This is a genomic window from Siminovitchia fortis, from assembly GCF_003605365.2.
GTDB lineage: Bacteria > Bacillota > Bacilli > Bacillales > Bacillaceae_C > Siminovitchia > Siminovitchia fortis.
Map to the genome: position 1 here is coordinate 17,885 of NZ_QYTU02000017.1, position 24,010 is coordinate 41,894.

General features: G+C 44.7%; 19 protein-coding genes and 1 other annotated feature. Of the genes, 15 read left to right on the forward strand and 4 right to left on the reverse strand.

Going from position 1 to position 24,010, the window contains the following annotated elements:
* The first annotated feature begins 166 nt into the window (after positions 1-166).
* Positions 167-1,315, forward strand: coding sequence for a saccharopine dehydrogenase family protein (locus D4N35_RS09015; protein WP_120072664.1), 1,149 nt, complete (start codon positions 167-169; stop codon positions 1,313-1,315).
* A 216-nt stretch (positions 1,316-1,531) separates the two neighbouring features.
* On the opposite strand, the gene D4N35_RS09020 is transcribed toward D4N35_RS09015, so the two are convergent.
* Positions 1,532-2,725: an acyl-CoA dehydrogenase family protein gene (locus tag D4N35_RS09020; protein WP_120072666.1), complete on the reverse strand. Its 1,194-nt coding sequence runs from the start codon at positions 2,723-2,725 to the stop codon at positions 1,532-1,534.
* 15 nt (positions 2,726-2,740) lie between these two features.
* Positions 2,741-3,928, reverse strand: a complete 1,188-nt coding sequence (locus D4N35_RS09025; RefSeq protein ID WP_120072668.1) for a CaiB/BaiF CoA transferase family protein — start codon at positions 3,926-3,928, stop codon at positions 2,741-2,743.
* A 260-nt stretch (positions 3,929-4,188) separates the two neighbouring features.
* Between D4N35_RS09025 and D4N35_RS09030 the strand changes: the two genes are divergently transcribed.
* The 6 genes from D4N35_RS09030 (at position 4,189) to yihA (ending at position 13,185) form a co-directional block, all read left to right on the forward strand.
* On the forward strand, positions 4,189-5,178 hold the full coding sequence (locus D4N35_RS09030; protein WP_164876330.1) for a tetratricopeptide repeat protein: 990 nt from the start codon (positions 4,189-4,191) through the stop codon (positions 5,176-5,178).
* A gap of 127 nt (positions 5,179-5,305) precedes the next feature.
* Positions 5,306-6,592, forward strand: a complete 1,287-nt coding sequence (gene tig / locus D4N35_RS09035; RefSeq protein WP_120072672.1) for a trigger factor — start codon at positions 5,306-5,308, stop codon at positions 6,590-6,592.
* A 496-nt stretch (positions 6,593-7,088) separates the two neighbouring features.
* Entirely contained in the window at positions 7,089-8,342 is a 1,254-nt protein-coding gene (gene clpX, locus D4N35_RS09040; protein ID WP_120072675.1) for an ATP-dependent protease ATP-binding subunit ClpX, read from the forward strand.
* 147 nt (positions 8,343-8,489) lie between these two features.
* Positions 8,490-10,157, forward strand: a complete 1,668-nt coding sequence (lonB, locus tag D4N35_RS09045; protein WP_120072677.1) for an ATP-dependent protease LonB — start codon at positions 8,490-8,492, stop codon at positions 10,155-10,157.
* Positions 10,158-10,279: 122 nt separating this feature from the next.
* The gene (gene lon, locus D4N35_RS09050) at positions 10,280-12,604 is read left to right on the forward strand and encodes an endopeptidase La (protein WP_120072679.1); all 2,325 of its coding nucleotides are present in this window, start codon (positions 10,280-10,282) and stop codon (positions 12,602-12,604) included.
* The gene (gene yihA / locus D4N35_RS09055) at positions 12,601-13,185 is read left to right on the forward strand and encodes a ribosome biogenesis GTP-binding protein YihA/YsxC (protein WP_120072681.1); all 585 of its coding nucleotides are present in this window, start codon (positions 12,601-12,603) and stop codon (positions 13,183-13,185) included. Before lon ends, yihA begins: the two co-directional genes overlap by 4 nt.
* 156 nt (positions 13,186-13,341) lie before the next feature.
* On the opposite strand, the gene D4N35_RS09060 is transcribed toward yihA, so the two are convergent.
* Positions 13,342-13,830 (reverse strand): LiaI-LiaF-like domain-containing protein, encoded by a 489-nt coding sequence (locus D4N35_RS09060; RefSeq protein ID WP_120072683.1) that lies wholly within the window; start codon positions 13,828-13,830, stop codon positions 13,342-13,344.
* Between the two features lie 376 nt (positions 13,831-14,206).
* Here D4N35_RS09060 and hemA point away from each other — a divergent pair, with 376 nt between their 5' ends.
* The 8 genes from hemA (at position 14,207) to ysxE (ending at position 23,143) form a co-directional block, all read left to right on the forward strand.
* Complete coding sequence (gene hemA / locus D4N35_RS09065) at positions 14,207-15,565, forward strand: glutamyl-tRNA reductase (protein ID WP_120072685.1); 1,359 nt, start codon at positions 14,207-14,209, stop codon at positions 15,563-15,565.
* 12 nt (positions 15,566-15,577) lie between these two features.
* Entirely contained in the window at positions 15,578-16,408 is an 831-nt protein-coding gene (gene ccsA / locus D4N35_RS09070) for a cytochrome c biogenesis protein CcsA (RefSeq protein WP_120072687.1), read from the forward strand.
* A gap of 33 nt (positions 16,409-16,441) precedes the next feature.
* Positions 16,442-17,374, forward strand: coding sequence for a hydroxymethylbilane synthase (gene hemC / locus D4N35_RS09075; RefSeq protein WP_120072689.1), 933 nt, complete (start codon positions 16,442-16,444; stop codon positions 17,372-17,374).
* Positions 17,371-18,174 carry a uroporphyrinogen-III synthase gene (locus tag D4N35_RS09080; RefSeq protein ID WP_120072691.1) on the forward strand — a complete coding sequence of 268 codons (804 nt, stop codon included), beginning with the start codon at positions 17,371-17,373 and terminating at the stop codon, positions 18,172-18,174. The genes hemC and D4N35_RS09080 overlap by 4 nt, the downstream gene beginning before the upstream one ends.
* Positions 18,175-18,176: 2 nt before the next feature.
* On the forward strand, positions 18,177-19,151 hold the full coding sequence (hemB, locus tag D4N35_RS09085; RefSeq protein WP_120072694.1) for a porphobilinogen synthase: 975 nt from the start codon (positions 18,177-18,179) through the stop codon (positions 19,149-19,151).
* 221 nt (positions 19,152-19,372) lie between these two features.
* Positions 19,373-20,665 (forward strand): glutamate-1-semialdehyde 2,1-aminomutase, encoded by a 1,293-nt coding sequence (gene hemL / locus D4N35_RS09090; protein ID WP_120072696.1) that lies wholly within the window; start codon positions 19,373-19,375, stop codon positions 20,663-20,665.
* Between the two features lie 117 nt (positions 20,666-20,782).
* Complete coding sequence (gene spoVID, locus D4N35_RS09095) at positions 20,783-21,973, forward strand: stage VI sporulation protein D (RefSeq protein WP_164876331.1); 1,191 nt, start codon at positions 20,783-20,785, stop codon at positions 21,971-21,973.
* Positions 21,974-22,111: 138 nt separating this feature from the next.
* Complete coding sequence (ysxE, locus tag D4N35_RS09100) at positions 22,112-23,143, forward strand: spore coat protein YsxE (RefSeq protein WP_120072700.1); 1,032 nt, start codon at positions 22,112-22,114, stop codon at positions 23,141-23,143.
* Between the two features lie 15 nt (positions 23,144-23,158).
* Here ysxE and D4N35_RS09105 read toward each other — a convergent pair whose 3' ends face one another.
* Complete coding sequence (locus D4N35_RS09105; RefSeq protein WP_120072702.1) at positions 23,159-23,350, reverse strand: YszA family small membrane protein; 192 nt, start codon at positions 23,348-23,350, stop codon at positions 23,159-23,161.
* Between the two features lie 428 nt (positions 23,351-23,778).
* Positions 23,779-24,010 (forward strand) — a binding site (T-box leader).

The window sequence follows — 24,010 nt, forward strand, 5'->3', positions numbered from 1 at the left end:
TGTTTTACGCCTCTAATAATTTGGAACATGAAAACAAAGTCTATTTTATCATCAGCGACTGTTTAATCAAGCAGATTTTGGAAAAAGAACGGCAATTGAAAATATACCTGATAATTCTTCCACTCTTTTAAACATAGAATGTGTAAAGAGAAGGGGAGTGAGTCCATTGAAAATAGCCGTTTTGGGCGCAGGATTGATGGGGAAGGAAGCAGTGCGGGATCTTGCAGGGGCGGAAAATGTAAAAGAGATTGGAATAGCGGATATTCATTTCGATCAGGCGGATGCTGTATGCCGGACGGTCGGTTCACCAAAGGTCAAAGCGTTTCAATTGGATGCCGGAAACTTTCAGGATCTTGTTCAGTTTCTGCGGGGATATGATGTTGTCATCAATGCCCTGTTCTACTCTTTTAATGAGCAGGTGGCGAAAGCTGCTATTTTGGCGGGAACAAATTCCGTTGATTTGGGCGGCCATATCGGACATATGACGGATAAGGTGCTCGCCCTTCATGATAAAGCGAAAACTGCCAATGTCACAATTATCCCGGATCTTGGGGTAGCGCCTGGCATGATCAATATTTTATCCGGTTATGGTGCAGGCAAATTAAGCAATCCGAAATCTATCAGGCTGTATGTTGGGGGAATTCCCTTGCGGCCGGAGCCCCCTCTGGAATATAATCAAGTTTTTTCAATGGAAGGTGTGCTCGACCATTATACAGACCCTTCCTTGGTCATACGTGATGGAAAGGTACGGGAAATTCCATCTTTATCGGAGGTGGAAAAAGTATATTTTGAAAAATTCGCTCCATTGGAGGCCTTCCATACTTCGGGTGGTACATCCACACTTTCAAAGTCCTATCCAGACCTTGAAACCCTGGAATATAAAACAATCCGATATCCCGGCCATTGTGAAAAATTCAAGCTGCTCGTCGATCTGAACTTGACGCGCAGTGATTATAGCGTGAAAGTCGGAGGACAGCAGGTCAAACCGCGTGATGTTTTATTAAAAGTATTGCAGCCTGTCGTTGATTTGAAGGATAAGGATGATGTCGTTTTGCTCAGAGTGATTGTAGCGGGGGAGGCAGGAGGAAAGGACAGAACTTACGAGTACGAAATGGTGACGTATAAAGACCGTTCGCATCAAGTGACTGCGATGGCCAGAGCTACGGCTTATACGATATCAGCCGTAGCACAGATGATAGGGGATGGGAGAATAACCCGGAAGGGTGTATATCCGCCGGAGCAGATTGTTCCAGGGGAGATCTATATAAAAGAAATGGCTAAAAGAGGTGTGCATATTGTTGAAAAGAGGCAATAAGAGGAAGAACACAGAGAGAAAGGTGCCCGTTAATTGAGATTGCTGCGCAAAACGGTCACCAATACGGTAATCAGTGCTCATTATCGCATCAGCGATTTCCGTCAACCCGGCACTATTAAAATGAACCTTTACTTTCCTTTACTAAAAGACTCAACATAAAAAAGCCGCCCAGGAAATCACTTTATCGCAATTTTCTGGACGGCATCTTCTATTTTTCTAATCTTCAAAAGGCCACGGAGGAAGCATTTTGTTCAACTGCTTATCCTCGCGGTAGCCGAGGACATAATCAGCCTGCATAATCGTGTGGATTTCGCGAGTTCCTTCATATATTACAGGAGCTTTGGAATTCCTCAAATACCGCTCTACTGGATATTCGTTTGAATAACCATAAGCTCCGTGAATTTGAACGGCGTCATCTGCTGCTTTATTGGCAAAATCGCACGCTTGCCATTTGGCAAGGGATGTTTCTCTCGTATTCCGCACCCCTTTATTCTTCAATTCCCCTGCGCGGTACACAAGAAGGCGGCTCATTTGCAGCCCAGCTTCCATGTTGGCAATCATCTGTTTGACAAGCTGGTGGTCACCGATTTTCTTGCCGAAGGTTTCCCGCTCATGACAGTATTTGACGCTTGCTTCCAGACAGGCCATGATCTGCCCGCAGGCTCCTGCCGCCACTGTGAAGCGTCCGCTGTCCAAAGCGGACATCGCAATTTTAAAACCTTCCCCTTCTTCTCCCAGAAGGTTTTCTTTGGGGACTTTCATATTTTCAAAGAATATTTCTCCCGTATTGCCGGCGCGAATTCCCAATTTGCCCTTGATCGCCTTGGAGGAAAATCCCTCCATCGTTCTTTCCACGATGAAAGCCGAAATCCCATGATGTTTTTTATTTTTATCAGTATAAGCGAAAACGAGGAAGTGGTCGGCCACATCACAAAGGGAAATCCATGTTTTTTGCCCATTCAGTATATAATGGTCGCCATCCCTGACTGCCGTTGATTGAAGGGCGGCAACATCGGATCCTGCATTCGGCTCAGTCAATCCGAAAGCGCCGATCTTTTCTCCTTTAGCCTGGGGGACCAGATATTTTTGCTTCTGCTCCTCCGTTCCCCACTGAAGCAGCGTCATGCTGTTTAATCCGGTATGTACAGACACGGCTGTACGAAAAGCCGTATCGCCTCTTTCCAGCTCTTCGCAAACAATCGCAAGTGAATTATAGTCCATTCCGCTCCCGCCGTATTTTTCCGGGATGCAGACTCCCATCAAGCCGAGTTTCGCCAAATCGGTAATGATCTCGGAGTGAAATTCTCCTTTTTCATCCCATTCAGCTATATGGGGCATGATTTCCTTGTCTACAAAGTTCCGTACCGTTTTTCTTAACATGATTTGTTCATCGCTAAAGTCGAAATTCAATTACAGCACCCCTCGTCAAATGATTTTGTTTTTCCTTAAAAACCCGATCAAATCTTCATCATATCCAAGTTCCATCAGTATTTCGTTTGTGTGTTCCCCGGCATCAGGCGGATAATAGCGTACTTTGGCAGGGGTTCGCGAAAGCTTTAACGGGCTTCCGATCAATCTGATTCTGCCTGCTGTAGGATGTTCAATGGATTGGATGATGTCCCTCGCCTGAAGCTGAGGGTCATTCTCCAAATGATTGACGGTTTGGATCGGACCGCATGGAATATTGTTTTCACGGAAAGAACGGATCCATTCATCGGAACCTGCTTCCATCAGCCGCTTTTGTAAAATCGGTATCAGTACTTCCCGATTTTCCACTCGCTTCGGATTCGTTAAAAATCTTGGATCCTCCGCCAATTCCTCAAACCCCATCAGCCGGCATAAAACCGCAAATTGCCGGTCGTTGCCGACAGCAACCACAATATCGCTGTCTTTGGTTTGAAAAGTTTGATACGGAACAATATTCGGATGGCTGTTACCCAAGGCTTGCGGGGTTTGTCCCGACATTAAAAAATTGCTGGCGACATTAATCAGGGCGCTGACCGCGCTGTCATATAATGCGATGTCGATTTTCTGGCCAATGCCTGACCGTTCCCGTTCCAGCAATGCCGCTTGAATTCCGATACAAGAATATAAGCCTGTCAATACGTCTGTGATAGCGATTCCAACTTTTTGCGGTCCGGAATCTTCATCCCCTGTTATGCTCATGAAACCGCTCATTGCCTGAATGATAAAATCATAGCCGGGCAGGTTTTTATAAGGTCCGGTTTCACCAAACCCTGTGATGGAACAATAAATGATGCCAGGGTTAATGTTTTTAAGGGTGTCGTAACAGAGTCCGAGCCGTTCCATCGTCCCGGTCTTAAAATTGTGGATAATGACGTCACTTTCTTTGACAAGCTTTTTGATGATGTCTTTTCCTTCCGACGATTTCAAATTCACTGTCATGCTTTTCTTGTTTCGGTTAGCACATAGGTAATAGGCGCTGACCCCCTTTTGAAAAGGCGGCCCCCATTTTCTTGTGTCATCCCCTCCGTCAGGGGTCTCCACTTTTACCACTTCTGCTCCCAGGTCACCTAAAATCATTGAACAATAAGGGCCTGCAAGTACTCTTGACAGATCCAACACCTTGACACCCTTCAGTGCATGCGCCAGTTAGTACCACTCCTTTCCCGAGCTTATTACATGGCTGCTTTTACGGATGATTAAGCACTGGACAAATGGGTATAAGTAAGAGAACGAAAAAATTGTGTTATTTTGTCCTATGCATATATTTACATATATTCTATAAAAATTTGAAATATTCCTTCCTGTCGATAGAGGTTTTTGCCAGAAGTTTGTTTTTCAAACAACCACATGCTAAACTATCTTACATTAAAAGGGTGAGCTCGTTCTGCTATTGGGAAGGGTTATATATGGAAAAAGACAACATTATTTTATTTCCGGGGTTAAAAAAGCGGCTCTTTCAATTTGGAATGGAAAGTTTGAAAGACCGGCAATTTGAGGAAGCGGCACATTTTTTTGAACAGGCAAGGGAACTCGACCATGACGATGATGAAATCGATATGGCTCTCGCGGTGGCTTATTACGAAAGCGGCGATTATCAAAAGGCGAAGGAAAAAACAGAGGACATGCTTCATAAAGGGATCGGTGACTATTATGAAATCATTGATCTCTACTTGATGATATTGATGCAGTTAAACATGCATGAGCAGGTTGTTCATACACTGGAAACCCTTTTTGAGGAGCAGCATGTTCCGCCGGAAAAGCGGGAGCATTATCAAACGTTATTAAAGTTCAGTAAAAGGACATTGGACAATAAGGAGCATAACGGCGGCCCCTCCCAAAAGTCCGCGGAATCCGGCTTTGGCAAAGGCGGCTTTAGGGAGCAATTGATTTTTATTAGCGGCTTGGCGAATAAAAATATTCAGCCTTACAAAGCTTCTTTACTGAATCTCTTGAAGGACAGCCAGGCGCATCCATTTTTACAGACAGCCGCTTTGAATGTGCTAAGGGAACATCAGGTACAAACGCCGGTACAAGTGAAGAAGTTTGATTATGACAGCGCAGTGATTCCCTCTGAACTTCCCGACTTGATGGAGATGCCCCTTTACCAGGCTGTAATAGCCAAATTGAATGAGGAGTTGGAAAATGAGAATCCTGTATTGCTTGAGCAATTGGAGGAAATGATCCTCCGCCATCAATTTCTTTTGTTTCCCTTTGAGTTCACTCCGAGCAATCCTGCACTTTGGGCAGCGGCATACAGGGGTTTCGGCCATGAAATGTACGGAGAGAATTGGAGCAATGAAAAAACGGCCAAAAAGTTCCAGGTAGACCCGGCTGAATTGGATCAGGCCATTTCATTTGTTTTTGATCTTGAACAGCATTCACCTTCAACTGTTTAATTTTTCTTCCCTTTAAATAGTTGAAAAGCTATGTTATAATATAATGGTTATGCCATCTATTGTAAGATCAAAAAATAAGATTTACATAAGAGATTTATCGAAAGATATGTAGTTGGAGGTAATGAATATGTCAGCAAAATGGGAAAAGTTAGAGGGTAATCAAGGAGTCCTTACAGTTGAGGTTGATCAGGAAACTTTTGATAAAGGCCTTGATACAGCGTTTAAAAAAGTTGTAAAACAAGTACACATTCCGGGTTTCCGCAAGGGAAGAATTCCCCGTTCACTTTTTGAAAAGCGTTTTGGCGTAGAATCCCTTTACCAGGATGCGTTGGATGCCATTCTTCCTGAGGCTTATACTTCTGCTGTGGAAGAAACAGGCATTGAACCGGTTGATCAGCCTGAAATTGATATCGAGCAAATGGAAAAAGGGAAAGAGTTGATCTTCAAAGCTACAGTAATCGTGAAACCGGAGGTAAAACTCGGTGATTATAAAGGCCTTGAAGGGGAAGAAATCGATACGGAAGTCACAGATGAAGATGTTGAAAATGAATTAAAAAATCTTCAAGAGCGCCAAGCTGAGCTTGTCGTCAAGGAAGAAGGTACAGCAGAGGAAGGCGACACAGTCACAATCGACTTCGAAGGATTTGTCGATGATAAGCCGTTCGAAGGCGGCAAAGCTGAGAACTATTCGCTGGAACTTGGTTCCGGAAGTTTCATTCCCGGATTTGAAGAACAGCTTGTAGGCGTTGAAGCCGGAGCGGAAAAAGACGTATCTGTCACTTTTCCTGAAGAATACCATGCGGAAGAATTGGCTGGAAAGCCTGCTGTGTTCAAAGTGAAAGTTCACGAAATCAAAACAAAAGAACTTCCTGAGCTTGACGATGAGTTCGCAAAAGACGTAGATGAAGAAGCTGAAACACTCGATGAACTGAAAGCTTCCATCAAGGAACGCCTGACAAAGAATAAAGAGCATGAGGCAGACCATAAGCTCCGCGACTCTCTGGTTGAAAAGGCAACTGAAAATGCAGAGATCGACCTGCCGGAAGTGATGGTTGAAAATGAGCTGAAAAACATGATGAATGAGTTCGAGCAACGTCTTCAAACGCAGGGCATGAACCTGGATCTTTACTACCAATTTTCCGGGCAGGACGAAGAAGCCCTAAAAAGCCAAATGAAAGAAGATGCTGAAAAACGTGTCCGCATGAATTTGACGCTTGAGGCGATTGCAAAAGCAGAAAATCTTGAGCCAAGCGAAGAAGATGTGGATAAAGAGCTTCAAAAAATGGCTGATATGTACAGCATGCCAGTTGAAAGCATTAAAGAAGCGTTTGGTGGCAATACTGATCAAATCAAGGCAGACCTTAAGATTCAAAAAGCAGTCGACTTCCTTGTTGATAACAGGGCCGGCGCATAGCATTTACAAACATAACGTTGAAAAACTCAACATATGATAGAACAAAGGCGCAAGCGCCTGTTTATCGACGTACAGACTGGAGTACCTTTGACGAGATAAAGGAAACACGGTGACGAAGGAGCCGATGTTGACTTATCGTAGGGGGAGGGGCGAAGTCTGCTAGTCGATAGGCGCTGGCCGCCTGAAAGCGCCACGTCCTGTGGCGCCGGCGGCACTAGGACCTCCTGTCCGTCGGAGCCGGACGCAGCATTAAGTGACAAATAAGTTACTCACAACCTGAGCATTTTATAATTTCCTTAACAAAAAACAAGGCGCGGGTACTCGTGCCTTGTTTTACAATAAATAAAAGTACAGGCCCATACATAATAATCTCTACTGAGCGAAAAAGTGTATATTTGTTCATAAAATATGCTACAATGCAATACATAACTATTTAACATCTGCAACAACTTTGCAATGAAGCTAAGGTATAGTTATTAAAAGGGGTGAGAGTTCATTGTTTAAATTTAATGAAGAAAAAGGACAGTTGAAATGTTCTTTTTGCGGCAAAACTCAGGAGCAGGTCCGTAAACTGGTCGCTGGGCCAGGTGTATATATATGTGATGAATGTATTGAACTCTGTACGGAAATTGTTGAAGAAGAGCTTGGTACAGAAGAAGAGTTTGAATTCAAAGACATTCCGAAGCCCCGTGAAATCCGTGAAATTCTGAAGGATTACGTCATTGGGCAGGAGCAGGCAAAGAAAGCGCTTGCTGTTGCTGTATATAACCACTATAAGCGGATCAATTCCAACAGCAAGATTGATGATGTTGAATTGTCCAAAAGTAATATTTGTTTGATTGGGCCGACAGGGAGCGGTAAGACCCTTCTTGCGCAAACGCTTGCCCGTATTTTGAACGTTCCGTTCGCCATTGCCGACGCCACTTCATTGACTGAAGCTGGCTACGTGGGCGAAGACGTGGAAAACATCCTTTTAAAATTGATCCAGGCCGCAGACTATGATGTGGAGAAAGCGGAAAAAGGCATCATTTATATTGATGAAATCGATAAAGTGGCGCGGAAATCCGAAAACCCTTCAATCACCCGCGATGTTTCGGGTGAAGGTGTCCAGCAGGCGTTATTGAAAATCCTTGAAGGGACAACTGCCAGTGTTCCGCCCCAAGGCGGACGCAAGCACCCTCATCAGGAATTCATCCAGGTGGACACAACGAACATCCTCTTCATTTGCGGCGGAGCTTTCGACGGCATTGAGCAAATCATCAAGCGCCGCTTGGGACAGAAGGTGATTGGCTTTGGATCTGATAATAAGCAGGATGATATTGAAGCAAAAGGCCTTTTATCAAAAGTCCTTCCTGAAGATCTTTTGCAGTTCGGCCTGATTCCTGAATTTATCGGCCGCCTGCCTGTCATTGCAAGTCTGGAACAGCTTGATGAAGAAGCGCTTGTTCAAATATTGACACAACCGAAGAATGCGCTCGTCAAACAGTATCAGAAAATGCTGGAGCTTGATCATGTCGAGCTTGAGTTTGAAGAAGACGCTCTTCGCGAGATCGCCAAAAAAGCGATCGAGCGCAAGACAGGTGCACGCGGGCTCCGTTCCATTATTGAAAGCATCATGCTTGATATTATGTATGATCTTCCTTCACGTGAAGATATTAAGAAATGTATCATCACGAAAGGTTCGGTACTTGACGAGAAGCCGCCAAAGCTTGTTCTTGAAGATGGAACTGTGTTGAAGGGAACTGCATAAACTTATCTAAAAATCCGGGAGACAGACAGCTTCCCGGGTTTTTTGTTGCTATTATTGAATGGCGCTCACATGAAATATTCCGTTTATTCCTGATCTTGTACGGAGATACTACCCATATGCGAAAAAGAGTGGTCAGGAGGGAATATGATGAATTGGACTGCCGTCATCTTATTCATTCAGTTGTTTTTTGGAACAGTCATCGGGCTGTATTTTTTTAACCTGTTAAAAAATCAAAGGACGCAGAAGGTAACCATTGACAAGGAATCCCGAAAAGAGATGGAACAATTGAGAAGGATGCGCGCAATCAAGCTTACTGAGCCTTTGTCCGAGCGGGTACGGCCATCGAGTTTTGGCGATATTGTCGGGCAGGAAGACGGGATCAAGGCATTAAAGGCTGCGTTATGCGGTCCGAACCCGCAACATGTCATTATTTACGGGCCTCCCGGAGTTGGAAAAACTGCCGCCGCCCGGCTGGTACTGGAGGAAGCCAAGAAGTACGGGAGCTCTCCTTTTCGCCGATCAGCCGCCTTTGTAGAGTTGGACGCTACTACTGCCCGCTTTGATGAGCGGGGGATTGCGGATCCTTTGATCGGATCGGTCCATGATCCCATTTATCAAGGGGCAGGCGCCATGGGACAGGCGGGCATCCCGCAGCCGAAGCCAGGAGCCGTTTCCAATGCCCATGGGGGGGTATTGTTCATAGACGAAATTGGCGAACTTCACCCTATCCAAATGAATAAACTGCTAAAGGTTTTGGAAGACCGGAAAGTTTTTCTGGAAAGTGCCTATTACAGTGAAGAGAATAATCAAATTCCAACGCATATCCACGATATTTTTCAAAAAGGCCTTCCTGCTGACTTCAGGCTTGTCGGTGCCACAACCAGAACACCGAGCGAAATTCCGCCGGCCATCAGATCCCGCTGTATGGAAGTTTTCTTTCGTGAGTTGGAGCGCGATGAAATTAAGAGTGTTGCAAAAAAAGCTGCTGATAAAGTGGAGCTTTCAATCAGTGATTCCGGCTTATCCACACTCGCTTCCTATGCGTCAAGCGGAAGAGAAGCGGTCAATATGATCCAAATCGCTGCAGGTTTGGCGATTACAGAACAAAGAAAACATATACTTGACGCTGATGTTGAATGGATCATCGAAGCAAGCCAACTGGTTCCCAAATATGAGAAAAAAGTTTCCCCAAACCCTGCCATCGGAATCGTCAATGGTTTGGCAGTGACAGGGCCAAACGGCGGGGCTCTTCTGGAAATAGAAATGACGGTTATCCCGGCTCAAGAGAAAGGGAGCATCAATATTACAGGAATCGTTGAGGAAGAGAGCATCAATGGACAAGGGAAATCGATCAGAAGAAAAAGCCTTGCAAAAGGATCATTGGAAAATGTCCTAACTGTGCTCAGGTCCATGGGGGTACCCGCACACCAATATGATATCCATGTCAATTTTCCCGGAGGCATTCCGATTGACGGTCCTTCAGCGGGGATTGCCATGGCAGTGGGAATTTATTCGGCCATTTATAAAGTCCCGGTCGATAATACAGTCGCCATGACGGGGGAGATTGGTATTCAAGGAGATATCAGGCCGGTTGGAGGAGTTTTGGCTAAGGTGAAGGCTGCAAAACTCTCAGGAGCCCGGACAGTTTTCATTCCTGAGGATAACATGAGTTCAATTTTGGGAAGCATCGAAGGAATTGAAGTCATACCGGTGAAAAGGATCGAAGAAGTGCTGAAAGGAGCATTGATCAGCAGTAATGGCCACGATTTCGTTTTTACGGACATGCTTCAGGGAAAGGGGAAAAAGAGTGTTTAGCATAAGAGGCAAAAGTCATCGACGCCTGTTCCTCGACATGAACCGTCTATATAAGCTAAAATTGTGGTAATGTTCAAGTCCTTCTTTTTAATGGAAGGAAAATTACTGGGAGGTGTACGAATGTGACCAAACAAAAAGAGGCGTTCGTTCCCCTGCTGCCATTGCGTGGAATGCTTGTTTTTCCGACGATGGTCCTACATCTGGATGTCGGAAGGGAGAAATCCGTTCAGGCATTGGAGCAGGCGATGCTCACCGACCATCTTATTTTTTTGACGACTCAAAAAGATACTTCAATTGATGAGCCTGGTGAGGACGACATATACAGAGTTGGTACATTGACGAAAGTAAAGCAAATGCTCAAGCTCCCCAACGGTACGATACGGGTTCTTGTAGAGGGGCTTTCGCGGGCTAAAATGAAGGATTATATTGTAAAAGATGATTTCGCTGCCGCCACCCTTGAGCTTTTTGAAGATGAAACGGAAAAAGATGTGGAAATTCAGGCTTTAATGAGAACAATGCTTGAATACTTTGAGCAATATATAAAGCTGTCCAAGAAGATCTCGGCCGAAACGTTTGCAACAGTCGCCGATATGGAGGAGCCTGGGCGGATGGCGGACATCGTTGCATCTCATTTGCCGTTAAAATTGCAGGACAAGCAGGACATCCTGGAAACATTCGATGTAAAAGACAGGCTCAGCAATGTTATTGAAATCATCCATAATGAAAAAGAAGTCCTCAATCTGGAGAAAAAAATCGGCCAAAGGGTCAAGCAATCAATGGAGAGGACCCAAAAAGAATATTATTTGCGTGAGCAGATGAAAGCCATTCAAAAGGAGCTCGGCGAGAAAGAAGGAAAAGTCGGTGAAGTGGCCGAGCTGACCGAAAAAATAGAAAATGCCGGGATGACGGAACATGCCAAGATGACTGCGTTCAGGGAACTGGACAGGTATGAGAAAGTTCCCGCAACATCGGCAGAAAGTGCTGTGATTCGGAATTACCTCGATTGGCTTGTATCACTTCCATGGACGAATGCGACGAAAGATGACCTGAACATCCGCAAAGCGGAAAAGATTCTTGAACGGGACCATTACGGACTTAAACATGTGAAAGAGCGTGTACTTGAATTTTTGGCAGTCAAACAGCTGACCAAATCTTTAAGAAGCCCGATCCTTTGCCTGGCAGGCCCGCCTGGCGTGGGAAAGACCAGCCTTGCACGTTCTATTGCCGAATCCATGGGGAGGAATTTTGTCCGTATTTCTCTTGGAGGAGTCAGAGATGAGTCCGAGATCAGGGGACATAGACGCACCTATGTCGGGGCAATGCCCGGACGGATCATTCAGGGGATGAGAAAAGCGGGTACAGTGAATCCGGTGTTTTTGCTGGATGAGATTGATAAAATGTCCAATGACTTCCGCGGTGATCCGTCATCTGCGATGCTGGAAGTGTTGGACCCTGAACAGAACAAGACGTTCAGCGACCATTATATTGAAGAAACGTATGATCTTTCAAAGGTCATGTTCGTTGCTACGGCCAATGACTTGGGAACCATCCCCGGCCCGCTCAGGGACAGAATGGAAATCATCACAATAGCCGGTTATACAGAATTGGAAAAAATCCATATAGCCAAGGATCATCTGCTGCCGAAGCAGATGGAGGAACACGGGCTAACGAAAAGCCAGCTCCAGATCAAAGACGATGCCATCAAGGCGATTGTCCGGTATTATACAAGGGAAGCGGGCGTACGTGAACTGGAACGCCAGCTTGCATCCATTTGCAGAAAAGCGGCTAAAATCATCGTAGCCGGGGAACGGAAAAGAGTCATTGTTACAGAGAAAAATCTCGAGGATCTTCTTGGCAAGAAAAAATACCGCTATGGCCAGGCTGAGCTTGAAGACCAGGTGGGCGTAGCCACAGGACTTGCCTATACAACAGTTGGGGGCGATACGCTTCAAATCGAAGTATCCTTGACTCCGGGTAAAGGAAAGCTGATTTTGACCGGAAAATTGGGCGATGTCATGAAAGAGTCTGCCCAAGCCGCTTTCAGCTATGTCCGTTCAAAAGCGGAAGACTTGAAGCTTTCGGATGATTTTCATGAAAAGTGCGATGTCCATATTCACGTTCCTGAAGGTGCAGTTCCAAAGGACGGGCCATCTGCAGGGATTACGATTGCGACAGCACTTGTTTCCGCTTTGACAGGCCGACCTATCAGAAAAGAAATCGGCATGACCGGGGAAATCACCCTTCGGGGAAGGGTACTGCCTATCGGCGGAGTGAAAGAAAAGTCGATGAGTGCACACAGAGCCGGATTGACGACCATTATTTTACCGAAGGATAATGAAAAAGATATTGATGAGATTCCTGACAGCGTAAAGAAAGATCTTACCTTCATCCCAGTGACGCATATGGATGAAGTATTGGAGAAAGCTTTGATGGGAGAGGCAAAATGAAAGTAAACAATGTGGAAATGGTGATCAGCGCCGTTAAGCCTGACCAATATCCCGATGACGGACTGCCGGAATTTGCACTAGCCGGCAGATCCAACGTTGGAAAATCTTCTTTTATCAATAAAATGATCAACCGCAAAAGCTTGGCCAGAACATCTTCCAAACCGGGCAAAACGCAAACGTTGAATTTTTACAGGATAGAGGAGACGCTCTACTTCGTGGACGTTCCGGGATATGGATTTGCAAAAGTATCCAAAAGGGAACGGGAAGCCTGGGGGCAAATGATCGAAACGTACCTGACAACAAGGAAAGAGCTAAGGGCTGTCATGTTGATCGTTGATCTGCGCCATCCTCCGACAGAAGATGATGTATTGATGTATGATTTTCTGAAACACTATGAAATTCCATGCGTTGTCATCGCAACAAAAGCGGATAAAATCCCAAGGGGAAAATGGTCAAAGCATTCGAAAATAACAAAGGAAAAACTGAATATGATACCGGAAGACGAACTTATTATATTTTCTTCGGAAACAGGAGAAGGCAAGGAAACCGCATGGAAAGTATTGACCAAAAGGTTTCGGTAGAAATAGGAGGGTGCTGATTGTAAGTGGCACCTTCCTTTTTTGCATTTCCGAAACGTATTGCCGAAAGAGTGGCTGCGGTTATCCGGATTCCTTACCGAGCGTTTGGAATTTCACCGCTTCTTCGGTAGTCATACAGCTGTATAAGTTCACTGTCCGTTATTTCTTTCTTTGGGCAAATATAAAATATGCCCCGGCTGCAATGAAGAATAACGGCCAGAAATTGCTGATCAATGATACATCATGCCCATGCTCAACAGCCCAGTTTTCGAGCCGGTCGAAAAATAGCAGCAAGGAAGCTGCCGCCAAAAATAGAATTCCCGCCATAAGTCCGACGCCCGTTTTTACATAAGTAAGTAAAACGCCGACAGCGATCAGCAATAAAAATACCCCCGCATGCTCCTGCCACATATCAAGTTTATTGACAACGTGAAAGTGAATCCCCATTCCTGTTATGACAGCACCCGGCAATATCGCCTCATGGTCTTTGCCTAAGTAGCCCTGTGCAAGGAAGCCGCATCCAATAATAATGACAAGGGTAGGCCAAGTATATAATCCTTGCAGAATTTGTATGTTAAATTGCTGTAAAAGAAAGTAAAGGCCAAACCCTAAAAAGATGACTCCTGAAAACATTCCCTTTTTTGCCAAAAAAATCACACCCAACCGTTTGCTTGTATTTCATCTTTTTATTTGCTATGGTACTAAAGGATTGAAAATGGTTTTAAGATAGGAAGCTAAGGCTAAATGACAGTAAGGATAAAAAAATTGCGGGAAAAACAGTCGCCTCGCCCATAACTGATATCCGGCTGCGGCTCCTAGCCCCTCGAGGTCACAAGTCACCTTGCTGTGGCGGCTGAAGACCTGCCTCCTCGCAAGTAGCCTTGTGCTTTTCGGGGCTAAGCAGTCGCCTCGCACTTAAATATACCATAGGTTTCGCTTTCTGTTCACATCTTTTTAGAATTCTTCTAATGTGTAGTGATATACTAAAGGTAGTGAGCTATCATTTGGAGGTGCCTATTTTAATATGCACATCATCGTTGTCGGTTTGAATTATCAAACAGCGCCGGTTGAGGTCCGGGAACGCCTGGCCTTTGCTGAAGGCGATCTTGCTTCCGCTATGACGGCACTGAAAAATAAAAAGAGCATTTTGGAAAATGTCATTGTTTCCACTTGCAATCGGACGGAAGTATATGCGGTTGTGGACCAGCTTCATACCGGCCGTTATTATATTAAAGAGTTTTTATCGGAATGGTTCCAGATTGATCAAAAAGATTTTACCGATCATTTATTCATTCATGAACATGACCGTGCGGTTGAACATTTATTTAAAGTTACTTGCGGATTAGACTCCATGATCCTTGGGGAGACCCAGATCCTTGGCCAAATCAGGGACAGCTTCCTGCTTGCCCAGGAAAACGGTACAACAGGAACTATATTTAATTATTTAATGAAGCAGGCTGTAACATTGGCCAAGCGTGCCCACTCCGAAACCGAAATCGGGGCAAATGCTGTTTCTGTCAGTTATGCGGCAGTTGAGCTTGCCAAAAAAGTTTTCGGCCGATTGAAGGACAAGCACGTGCTTATTATCGGAGCGGGTAAGATGAGCGAGCTGGCCATCAAAAACCTATATTCAAACGGAGCTTCAAAAGTCACAGTCGTCAACCGTACGCTGGAAAGAGCAAGGAATTTAGCGAATCAATTTGATGGACAGGCCAAGCCGCTGGGCGAGCTTCAATGTGCGGTCATGGAAGCCGATATCGTCATCAGTTCCACAGGTTCGCCGGAATACGTTCTGACGAAAGACATGATGGCACAGGTTGATAAAATGAGGAGAGGACGGTCACTTTTCCTTGTTGATATTGCTGTTCCAAGGGACTTGGATCCCGCCATTTCAGAAATTGACAGCTTCTTCCTCTATGATATTGATGATCTGCAAGGAATTGTACAGGCGAATTTAGCTGAGCGAAAATTGGCAGCCGAAAAAATCATGGATATGATTGAAAAAGAAATCACGGATTTCAAGGAATGGCTGAATATGCTCGGCGTCGTCCCTGTCATTACGGCTTTGCGTGAAAAAGCCTTGTCCATTCAGGCGCAAACGATGCAAAGCATTGAGCGGAAGCTTCCGGACCTCACGGAACGCGAAAGAAAAGTATTGAGCAAGCATACTAAAAGTATCATTAACCAATTGCTGAAAGACCCGATTCTACAGGTGAAGGAATTTTCCGGTGAGCCGGATGCTTCGGAAAAAATTGCACTCTTTAAGCAAATTTTTGATTTGGAAATTCCGGCAGAGCAAGAGCAGGAAGAGCCGAAACATGCGAAAGATCCCGGAAAAAAGAAAATAAAACTTGCGGCACCGCTGCATACATTCCAATCATAGAGGAATGAGTCTATGTTCGATCTTGTATTGGCAAGACTTCCAGAATTGGTAATCGTCATATACGCCTTATCCATTCTGCTTTATTTTATCGATTTCGTTGATCACAATCGGAAGGCAAATATTTTTGCTTTCCGGTTGCTTTTGATTGTTTGGGCACTTCAAACAATCTTTTTGTTTATGTACATGCTGAATACTGGTAGATTTCCAGTATTGACGCTTTTTGAAGGACTATATTTTTATACATGGGTCCTCATCACTATTTCATTGGTCCTTCATCATATTTTCAAAGTAGATTTCACAGTGTTTTTTACAAATCTGATAGGGTTCAGCTTTATGGCCATCCATGCTTTTGCGCCCATACAGCGATCATCTGTAACAGCTGAACAGCTGATGTCGGAATTATTGTTGATCCATATAACCATAGCGATTCTTTCGTATGGAGCATTTTCGGTTTCATTTGTGTTCTCGTCCCTTTATTTGCTTCAGTTTAAACTGCTGAAAGAGAAAAGGTGGAAGAAGAAGTTATGGCGTTTGGCCGATTTGGCGAAACTGGAAAAAGCATCTTTTATTTTCAACACGCTCGGATTTCCCATGCTTCTGTTAAGTCTCATCCTGGGACTCAGATGGGCATTGATTAAGCTTCCGGTTTTCCATTGGTATGATCCCAAGATTATCGGATCCTTTTTTTTGTTGGTGATCTATGGGTTTTTATTATATGCTTTTGTTAAACGGGTCATGTTCGGACGCAAACTTGCATTATGGAATACAGCAGCTTTTTTATTCGTATTGATCAACTTTTTCTTGATCAGCAGATTATCCAAGTTTCACTTTTGGTTTTCATAAAGGCGGACCAACTGGACATAGGAGGCATTATATATGAGAAAAATTGTAATCGGCTCGAGGAGAAGCAATCTGGCAATCACACAGACAAACTGGGTACGGGAACAGTTGGAAAAGCTTGGTGCTCCCTTTGAGTTTGAAGTGAAAGAGATTGTGACAAAGGGAGACCGTATTTTGGATGTCACATTATCCAAAATCGGCGGAAAAGGGCTGTTCATCAAGGAAATAGAGCAGGCGATGTTTGACGGAGAGATTGATATGGCCGTCCACAGCATGAAAGATATGCCTGCAGAGCTTCCTGAAGGCCTGGTGATCGGATGTGTGCCGCCGCGCGAAGATCATCGTGATGCTTTCATTTCCAAAAGCGGTCTTAAGCTCAAAGAGCTGCCTGCAGGGTCTATCGTTGGAACGAGCAGTTTGCGAAGAGGAGCCCAGATCTTGGCCCAAAGACCGGATTTGGAAATAAAATGGATACGGGGAAATATTGATACGAGGCTTTCAAAGCTTGAAAATGAAGATTATGATGCCATCATTCTGGCAGCAGCCGGGTTAATCCGCATGGGATGGAATGAAGAAATCGTAACGGAATATTTGGATCCGGACCTCTGCCTGCCTGCCATCGGCCAAGGGGCACTAGCCATCGAATGCCGGGCGGACGATAAAGAACTGCTGGATGAACTGGCAAAGCTGACATGTGAAAAAACAGCAAGGGCTGTTGAAGCTGAACGTGTATTCCTTCATAAAATGGATGGCAGCTGCCAAGTCCCGATCGCGGGATACGCTGAGATTTTACCTGACAATGAAATTCAGCTCACGGCTCTTGTTGCTTCTCCTGACGGCAAAACCGTTTATTCGGATATGATCAAAGGTACAGATCCAAAGGAAATTGGTGAAAAAGCGGCAGCAAGCCTGATTGAACAGGGCGCGAAAACGTTAATAGAGAACGTGAAAGAGGAGCTGGACCAATGACAAGTGACCGGCTTCCTTTACGAGGCAGGCATGTGTTGATTACCAGGGGCGGAGAACAGGGTGAAAAGTTTTGTAATGACGTCGCTTCCGCCGGCGGGATCCCGTATATGGTCCCGCTCATCGATTTCCGTTCTCACGAAGACTTGAACGCTGCCCATTTTTTACAATCACTCAGTAAATATGATTGGATCATTTTTACAAGCAAAAATGGCGTCAAGTATTTTTTTCGGCAAATTGATTCCCACCGGGAACAATTTGAGATGTTTAAAGATAATATTCAGTTTGCGGCTGTAGGCGAGAAAACAAGGGCGGAATTATGCCGATATCAGATTGAGTCGCATTTTATGCCCAACATTTATACGGCAGAAGATTTCTCAAGGGAATTTTTTGAAAAAGGATTTACAGCCAAGCGGGCTTTGATCCCAAAAGGGAATCTGGCGGGCACCACGATTGCCGATAGCTTTCGAAGCCATCGTATTGTTGCTGATGAATGGATTGTCTACGAAACTTTTTATCCGACAAAGGACATTGGCAGGCTGGTCAACATTATAAAGGAAGACAGGCTTGATGCTGCTTGTTTTACAAGTCCTTCCACTTTCCATCATTTTAATAAAGTGATAAAGCAATACCATTTGCAAGAACATGTTCATTCAATTTCATTTGCAAGCATCGGTAAAGTAACAAAAAGTGCAATAGAAAATGAGGGGTACCCGGTTAAAGTGTGCCCCGAAAAGTACACGATAGACTCTATGTTCCATGAACTGTGCCAGTACTTTGGCCGGGAAAGAAAGGAAGAATAGCATTGGACCAAATTCATTTCAAACGCCATCGCAGACTTCGAAAATCAGCAAGCTTACGGGCAATGGTAAGGGAAACACACTTACATGCGGAAGATCTTATCTATCCCCTTTTTATTGTGGAAGGCGAAAACAAGCGCAATGAAATTTCATCCATGCCTGGTGCTTTTCAAATTTCATTGGATCTTCTAAAGGATGAAATTGAAGAAATTACAGAGCTTGGCATCAAAGCGGTCATTCTTTTCGGGGTGCCGGATGAAAAAGACAAATGCGGAACAGGCGCCTACATAGATGACGGAATCGTGCAGAAAGCCACACGCATTGTAAAGGAACTTGCTCCGGAGATGCTGGTCATTGCTGACACATGCCTTTGTGAATACACCGATCATGGGCATTGCGGCGTGGTCGAAGACGGATACGTCCAAAATGATCGGAGCTTGGAACTTCTTGTGAAAACGGCTGTCAGCCAGGCGAAAGCCGGTGCTGATATCATCGCGCCATCCAATATGATGGACGGGTTTGTTGCCGCGATCAGAAAAGGATTGGATGAAGCGGGGTTCGAGGAAATCCCGATTATGTCTTATGCAGTAAAATATTCTTCCGCTTTTTACGGGCCTTTCCGTGAAGCGGCGAACAGTGCTCCGCAATTTGGGGACCGCAAAACATATCAAATGGATCCGGCCAATAGAATGGAAGCCCTTCGTGAAGCACAGTCCGATATGGAAGAAGGAGCGGATATGCTCATTGTCAAACCGGCTCTTTCCTACTTGGATATCATTCGCGATGTAAGGAACGAATTCAATGCTCCGCTTGTTGCTTACAATGTGAGCGGAGAGTATTCCCTCATTAAGGCGGCAGCATTGAACGGCTGGGTGGATGAAAAAGCGATAGTCATGGAAATGCTGACAAGCATCAAACGTGCAGGAGCCGACATGATGATCACTTATTTTGCCAAAGATGCAGCAAGGTGGCTGAAATAAGGAAAAGCGAAAGCGCTCGTTAAGCGACGTACAGACTGGACGAATCCTGACGAGATAAAGGAAACACGGCGAAGCCAAAGGCGAGCCGATGTTGACTTATCGTAGGAAGGATAAGGAAGTCTGCTAGTCGCTGAGCGCTGAAGCTGGACAATAAGGAAAAGCGAAAGCGTTCATTAAGCGATGTACAGACTGGACAATAGAGAAAAGCGGAGGTTATATTCATGCGATCTTTTAAAAAATCGAAAGAAGCATTTCAAGAAGCGGTTAAGCTTATGCCGGGCGGAGTAAACAGCCCTGTCCGCGCATTCAAGTCTGTTGACATGGACCCGATTTTCATGGAAAGAGGGAAAGGTTCACGCATCTTTGATATTGACGGGAACGAATATATTGATTATGTCCTATCATGGGGTCCGCTCATTTTGGGCCACACAAATGACCGTGTTGTCGAAGCAATCAAGAAGGTTGCGGAAAGCGGTACGAGCTTCGGCGCATCGACCCTCATTGAAAATGAATTGGCAAAACTTGTAAAAGAACGTGTGCCTTCCATTGAAATTGTACGGATGGTCTCGTCAGGTACAGAAGCAACGATGAGTGCCCTCCGTTTGGCAAGAGGCTATACGGGCCGCAATAAAATCATGAAATTTGAAGGCTGCTATCATGGCCACGGGGATTCCCTTCTTATCAAAGCGGGTTCCGGTGTGGCAACCCTTGGTCTGCCGGACAGTCCGGGTGTGCCTGAAAGTGTGGCGGAAAATACGATTACTGTTCCATATAACAACTTGGAGAGTGCACGTTTCGCTTTCGAACAGTTTGGAGATGATATTGCAGGCGTCATCGTTGAGCCGGTTGCCGGAAATATGGGTGTCGTGCCTCCAAAGCCTGGATTTCTTGAAGGCCTTCGTGAATTGACTGAGGAATATGGCGCTTTGCTCATTTTTGATGAAGTCATGACCGGTTTCCGTGTGGGCTACCATTGTGCGCAGGGCCATTTTGGCATTACCCCTGACATTACATGCCTTGGCAAAGTGATTGGGGGCGGTCTTCCTGTGGGTGCTTACGGAGGAAAAGCCGAAATCATGGAACAGATTGCTCCGAGCGGTCCGATTTATCAAGCTGGCACACTTTCAGGAAACCCGCTTGCCATGGCGGCAGGGTATGAAACATTGATCCAGTTGACGCCGGAATCTTACGATGAGTTCAATCGTAAAGCTGAAAAATTGGAGCAGGGATTGAAGTCGGCGGCGGCAAAATATGATATTCCACACACGGTCAATCGTGCCGGATCCATGGTTGGTTTCTTTTTCACAAATGAAGACGTCCATAATTATGATCAGGCGAAAACAAGTGATCTGTCTATGTTTGCTGCATATTACAAAGAAATGGCAAACAACGGCATCTTTTTACCGCCTTCCCAATTTGAAGGATTGTTCCTATCAACCGAGCATTCCGATGAAGATATCGAAGCAACAATCGAAGCGGCTGAAAAAGCCTTCGCTGTTATAGCAAATAAATAATGATATTGCAGGGAACCGTTTCATGACGGCTCCCTTTTTTATTTCATAAATAATTCATTACAGTCATAGGATGTAATTGACCCATATATTTTGCACGGAGTGAAAGGAGGAGCTGGCTTGTCTGAGAACGGACATTCATCTATCAAGTTTTCTTTGGAAGAATCCGTTTTGTTTAAAAGCGGACAGGAAGTCGATGAGCTGATTTCAATATCATTAGATCCGAATATATCGATTGTTGAAGAAGAAGGGTTTGTCATGCTGAGAGGGAGCCTGAACCTGACAGGGGAATATAAACGCATAGATTCGGCAGATTCACAAGAGGAAGCGGAAGAAGAAGCTTCTTTAAAAGGAAGGTATGTGCAGGTGGTCGAAGACAGGGATGATGGTTACTGTGAATTTTTTCACCAGTTTCCCGTAGATATCACCATTCCTGAGGATAGAGTACATCAATCGAATGAAGTTTTTGTTGAGGTGGAATCGTTTGACTACGTCATGCCGGAAAATTCCCGCCTAAATATCGAAGCGGAAGTGCAAGTGTATGGTTTGCAGGGGGATCAGCAGGAAAGTCAAAGTGAGCACCTTGAAAATAAGGACCCTGCGCCAACATATGAATCGGATGAACGCGATGAAGATATGGCAGACGAAGAAAGTACGGTAGAAGTAGAATTGGAGGAATATACGGAGGAAGAAGAATCGGAAATAAACGTAAGTCACGAATACGAACAGGAATACGAAGAGGAAGACGATGAAGATGAAGAGGAAGAAGAAGAGGGTCTTTATGCCCCTTTCGCAGCTGAAGCCCGGTCGTCGGGAAATTCCCAGCAAAAGCCTCCTCAACATGATCACCATAATCCGTTTCCGTTCCCTTTTCCGATGCTGCCGGAAATGGACATGGATGAAGTGGCTCACAGGCTGAAAGGTTTTTTTCAAAAGCACAGCGCGGAGTCTCCTTCCACCTCAGGAGTTGAACCTGCTCCGTCTTCAAGCGTCGCGGAGGAAGTGCAGGAACAGGAGTCCAGCACCCACGAGAGCGTTGAAATGGAAGAGAGCCCAAATGAAAAACCCAAGAAAAAGAAGGATAAGTATCATTCCATGTCCTTTGCCGATTTTTTTGCCAGAAAGGATGAAGAAGAACCGGCAAAGCTGAAAGTCCGCCTTGTTCAGCACGGTGACTCATTGGAAAGGCTGGCGGATACGTATGGTGTCACCGTCCAGCAAATATTAAGGGCGAATCAAATGGACCCGAGTCAGGAAGTTCATGAAGGGCAGGTCCTCTATATACCCGGCAAGACGGCCTATAGAAAATAAATTGCCAATAGGATCTGTTTTAACGGGAGGATGGATTGGCCGCAATCCTCCTTTTCTTCATTCATAGTGTAAAACTGGATGAAAGCCATATTCAGATCGCAAGGATATGTTCTCATTAAGTTCTAAGCGGGTGATTAAATGACCGATTATCGTGAAACGGATATCCATTCCATTGTTGAACTATATGGCTTGCATTTAAAATTTGCAGAAAGATATGGGCGTGTCCATAAGCTATACACTGACAAGGGAACGTTTGCTTTAAAAAGGATCAATGCAAACCATGGGGTCGATTTTTTACAGTATATCCAGCTGCTTTATCAGCGGGGATACCACCGGATAGTGCCGATCTACCCGACGTTGGATGGACGGTATGGAGTATTGGTGAAAAACAGGCTGTATTATTTAATGCCCTGGCTCGATAACAGGGAAAGAGAAGGGCATATGAAAAAAAGCCGTGAGCTTTTTCGTGAGCTTGCCCGCCTTCATACGATATCTGCCAGGGAGGTAGAGGTGGCTGAAGAAGACCGGAAAGAACATTACGATCTGACGCTGGCACGCTGGGAAAAGGAAAAGGAAGCCCTCGAGCAGTATGTCGAACGTGCTGAGCAAGATTGGTATATGTCGCCTTTTCAACTGCTTTTCTGCACATTTTATCATGAAATCACATTGGCCCAGAACTATTCAATTGGAAAGTTTAATGAGTGGTATGATGTTTCAAAAGAACAGACAAAAGCCAGAAGCGTGATTGTTCATGGGAAAATTTCGCCTGAACACTTTTTATATAATGAAAATGGGGCTGGTTATTTTGCAAATTTTGAAATGGCAAGGACAGCTTCACCCATCCATGACCTCCTGCCGTTTTTTTCCAGATCCTTAAAAACATATCCAAACCGTTTTGATGACGGGCTTGAATGGCTATCCATATATTTTAGGTATTTTCCGTTCAGAAAAGAGGAGATGCTTCTTTTTCTGAGTTACCTGGCGCATCCGGAGAGGATTTTCCAAGTTGCCGAAAATTATTTTTCGGCAGGGAGAGACAAAAACGAGTATAAGTTTGTCCGTCAATTGCAGAAGCAGTATTGGTATATGAAGAACACGGAATATATTGTGATGAAATTAGAGGATATGGAAAAGCGGAAAAATGAAGCAAGCGATCCCCCTCCCAGTTAATAATGGCAGGGGTATTTATATTAAATCATAATGGTATGAAAGGGCTATTATGATAAAAACAGTCAAAAGCAATACATCGAATGTGGAAGGAAACAGGATGGTGCGAATAGCCTGAAAAATGGTGAACGGAATAATCAGCTGCTTACATGCATCTTTGAATGTCCTCATCCATGTCCGTAATGTATACTGGTTCAGTTTTCTTTTCACTCTCCGTACCTCCCCCAAAATTCTTCTTTAATAAAATATGTGTCAATGTCCGATTTCGTGTCTGCAGTGAAGAGTATTTTTGAAAAGCTGAGAGTAAATCCGAAAGCGAAGGGTCATCAATTTTTTTATAGTTAAAGCATAGAATTTCACCGAATTTTCTCTTCAAACAAAGATTACATAATGTCCAGCTCCAGGCGCCATCGGCGCAAGGACCAAGCCGAATTGCTGTGGTGGCTGAAAAGCTCCCTCATCAAAATTCGTCTTATGCTTGTCGCCGATAAGCAGGCACTCTACGCCTTTCCTTATCCTTTATCTCGTCGGAGGCACTCCAGTCTGTACGTCGATGGGCAAGGCGCTTCCGCTTTTCTTATCATCATATTTGACTTCACACGAATCTTTTCATACTATATTAAATATATGAATGAGGAAAACATGCGTTGAAAGGGAAAAGTATGTTGCCATCCGCTTTCAGAGAGGGAAATCATTGCTGTGAGATTTCCTAAGCGTAAGCACCGGAAAGGTCACCCTTGAGCAGCATTCGTGAACAATCCAGTAACGAATGCCGGAGAAAATCCGTTAGATTTATGAGTGCCGGGCTTATGTTTCATTAAAGCCTGTGAAAAAAGGTGGTACCGCGAATATGCTCCCTTCGTCCTTTTA

Excerpts from the sequence above, each read along its gene's own strand:
- hemC (WP_120072689.1), top strand. The coding sequence starts at position 16,442 with ATGAGAAAAATTGTAATCGGCTCGAGGAGAAGCAATCTGGCAATCACA.
- D4N35_RS09030 (WP_164876330.1), top strand. The coding sequence starts at position 4,189 with ATGGAAAAAGACAACATTATTTTATTTCCGGGGTTAAAAAAGCGGCTC.
- D4N35_RS09080 (WP_120072691.1), top strand. The coding sequence starts at position 17,371 with ATGACAAGTGACCGGCTTCCTTTACGAGGCAGGCATGTGTTGATTACC.
- lonB (WP_120072677.1), top strand. The coding sequence starts at position 8,490 with ATGAATTGGACTGCCGTCATCTTATTCATTCAGTTGTTTTTTGGAACA.
- yihA (WP_120072681.1), top strand. The coding sequence starts at position 12,601 with ATGAAAGTAAACAATGTGGAAATGGTGATCAGCGCCGTTAAGCCTGAC.
- tig (WP_120072672.1), top strand. The coding sequence starts at position 5,306 with ATGTCAGCAAAATGGGAAAAGTTAGAGGGTAATCAAGGAGTCCTTACA.
- hemA (WP_120072685.1), top strand. The coding sequence starts at position 14,207 with ATGCACATCATCGTTGTCGGTTTGAATTATCAAACAGCGCCGGTTGAG.
- ysxE (WP_120072700.1), top strand. The coding sequence starts at position 22,112 with ATGACCGATTATCGTGAAACGGATATCCATTCCATTGTTGAACTATAT.
- ccsA (WP_120072687.1), top strand. The coding sequence starts at position 15,578 with ATGTTCGATCTTGTATTGGCAAGACTTCCAGAATTGGTAATCGTCATA.
- hemL (WP_120072696.1), top strand. The coding sequence starts at position 19,373 with ATGCGATCTTTTAAAAAATCGAAAGAAGCATTTCAAGAAGCGGTTAAG.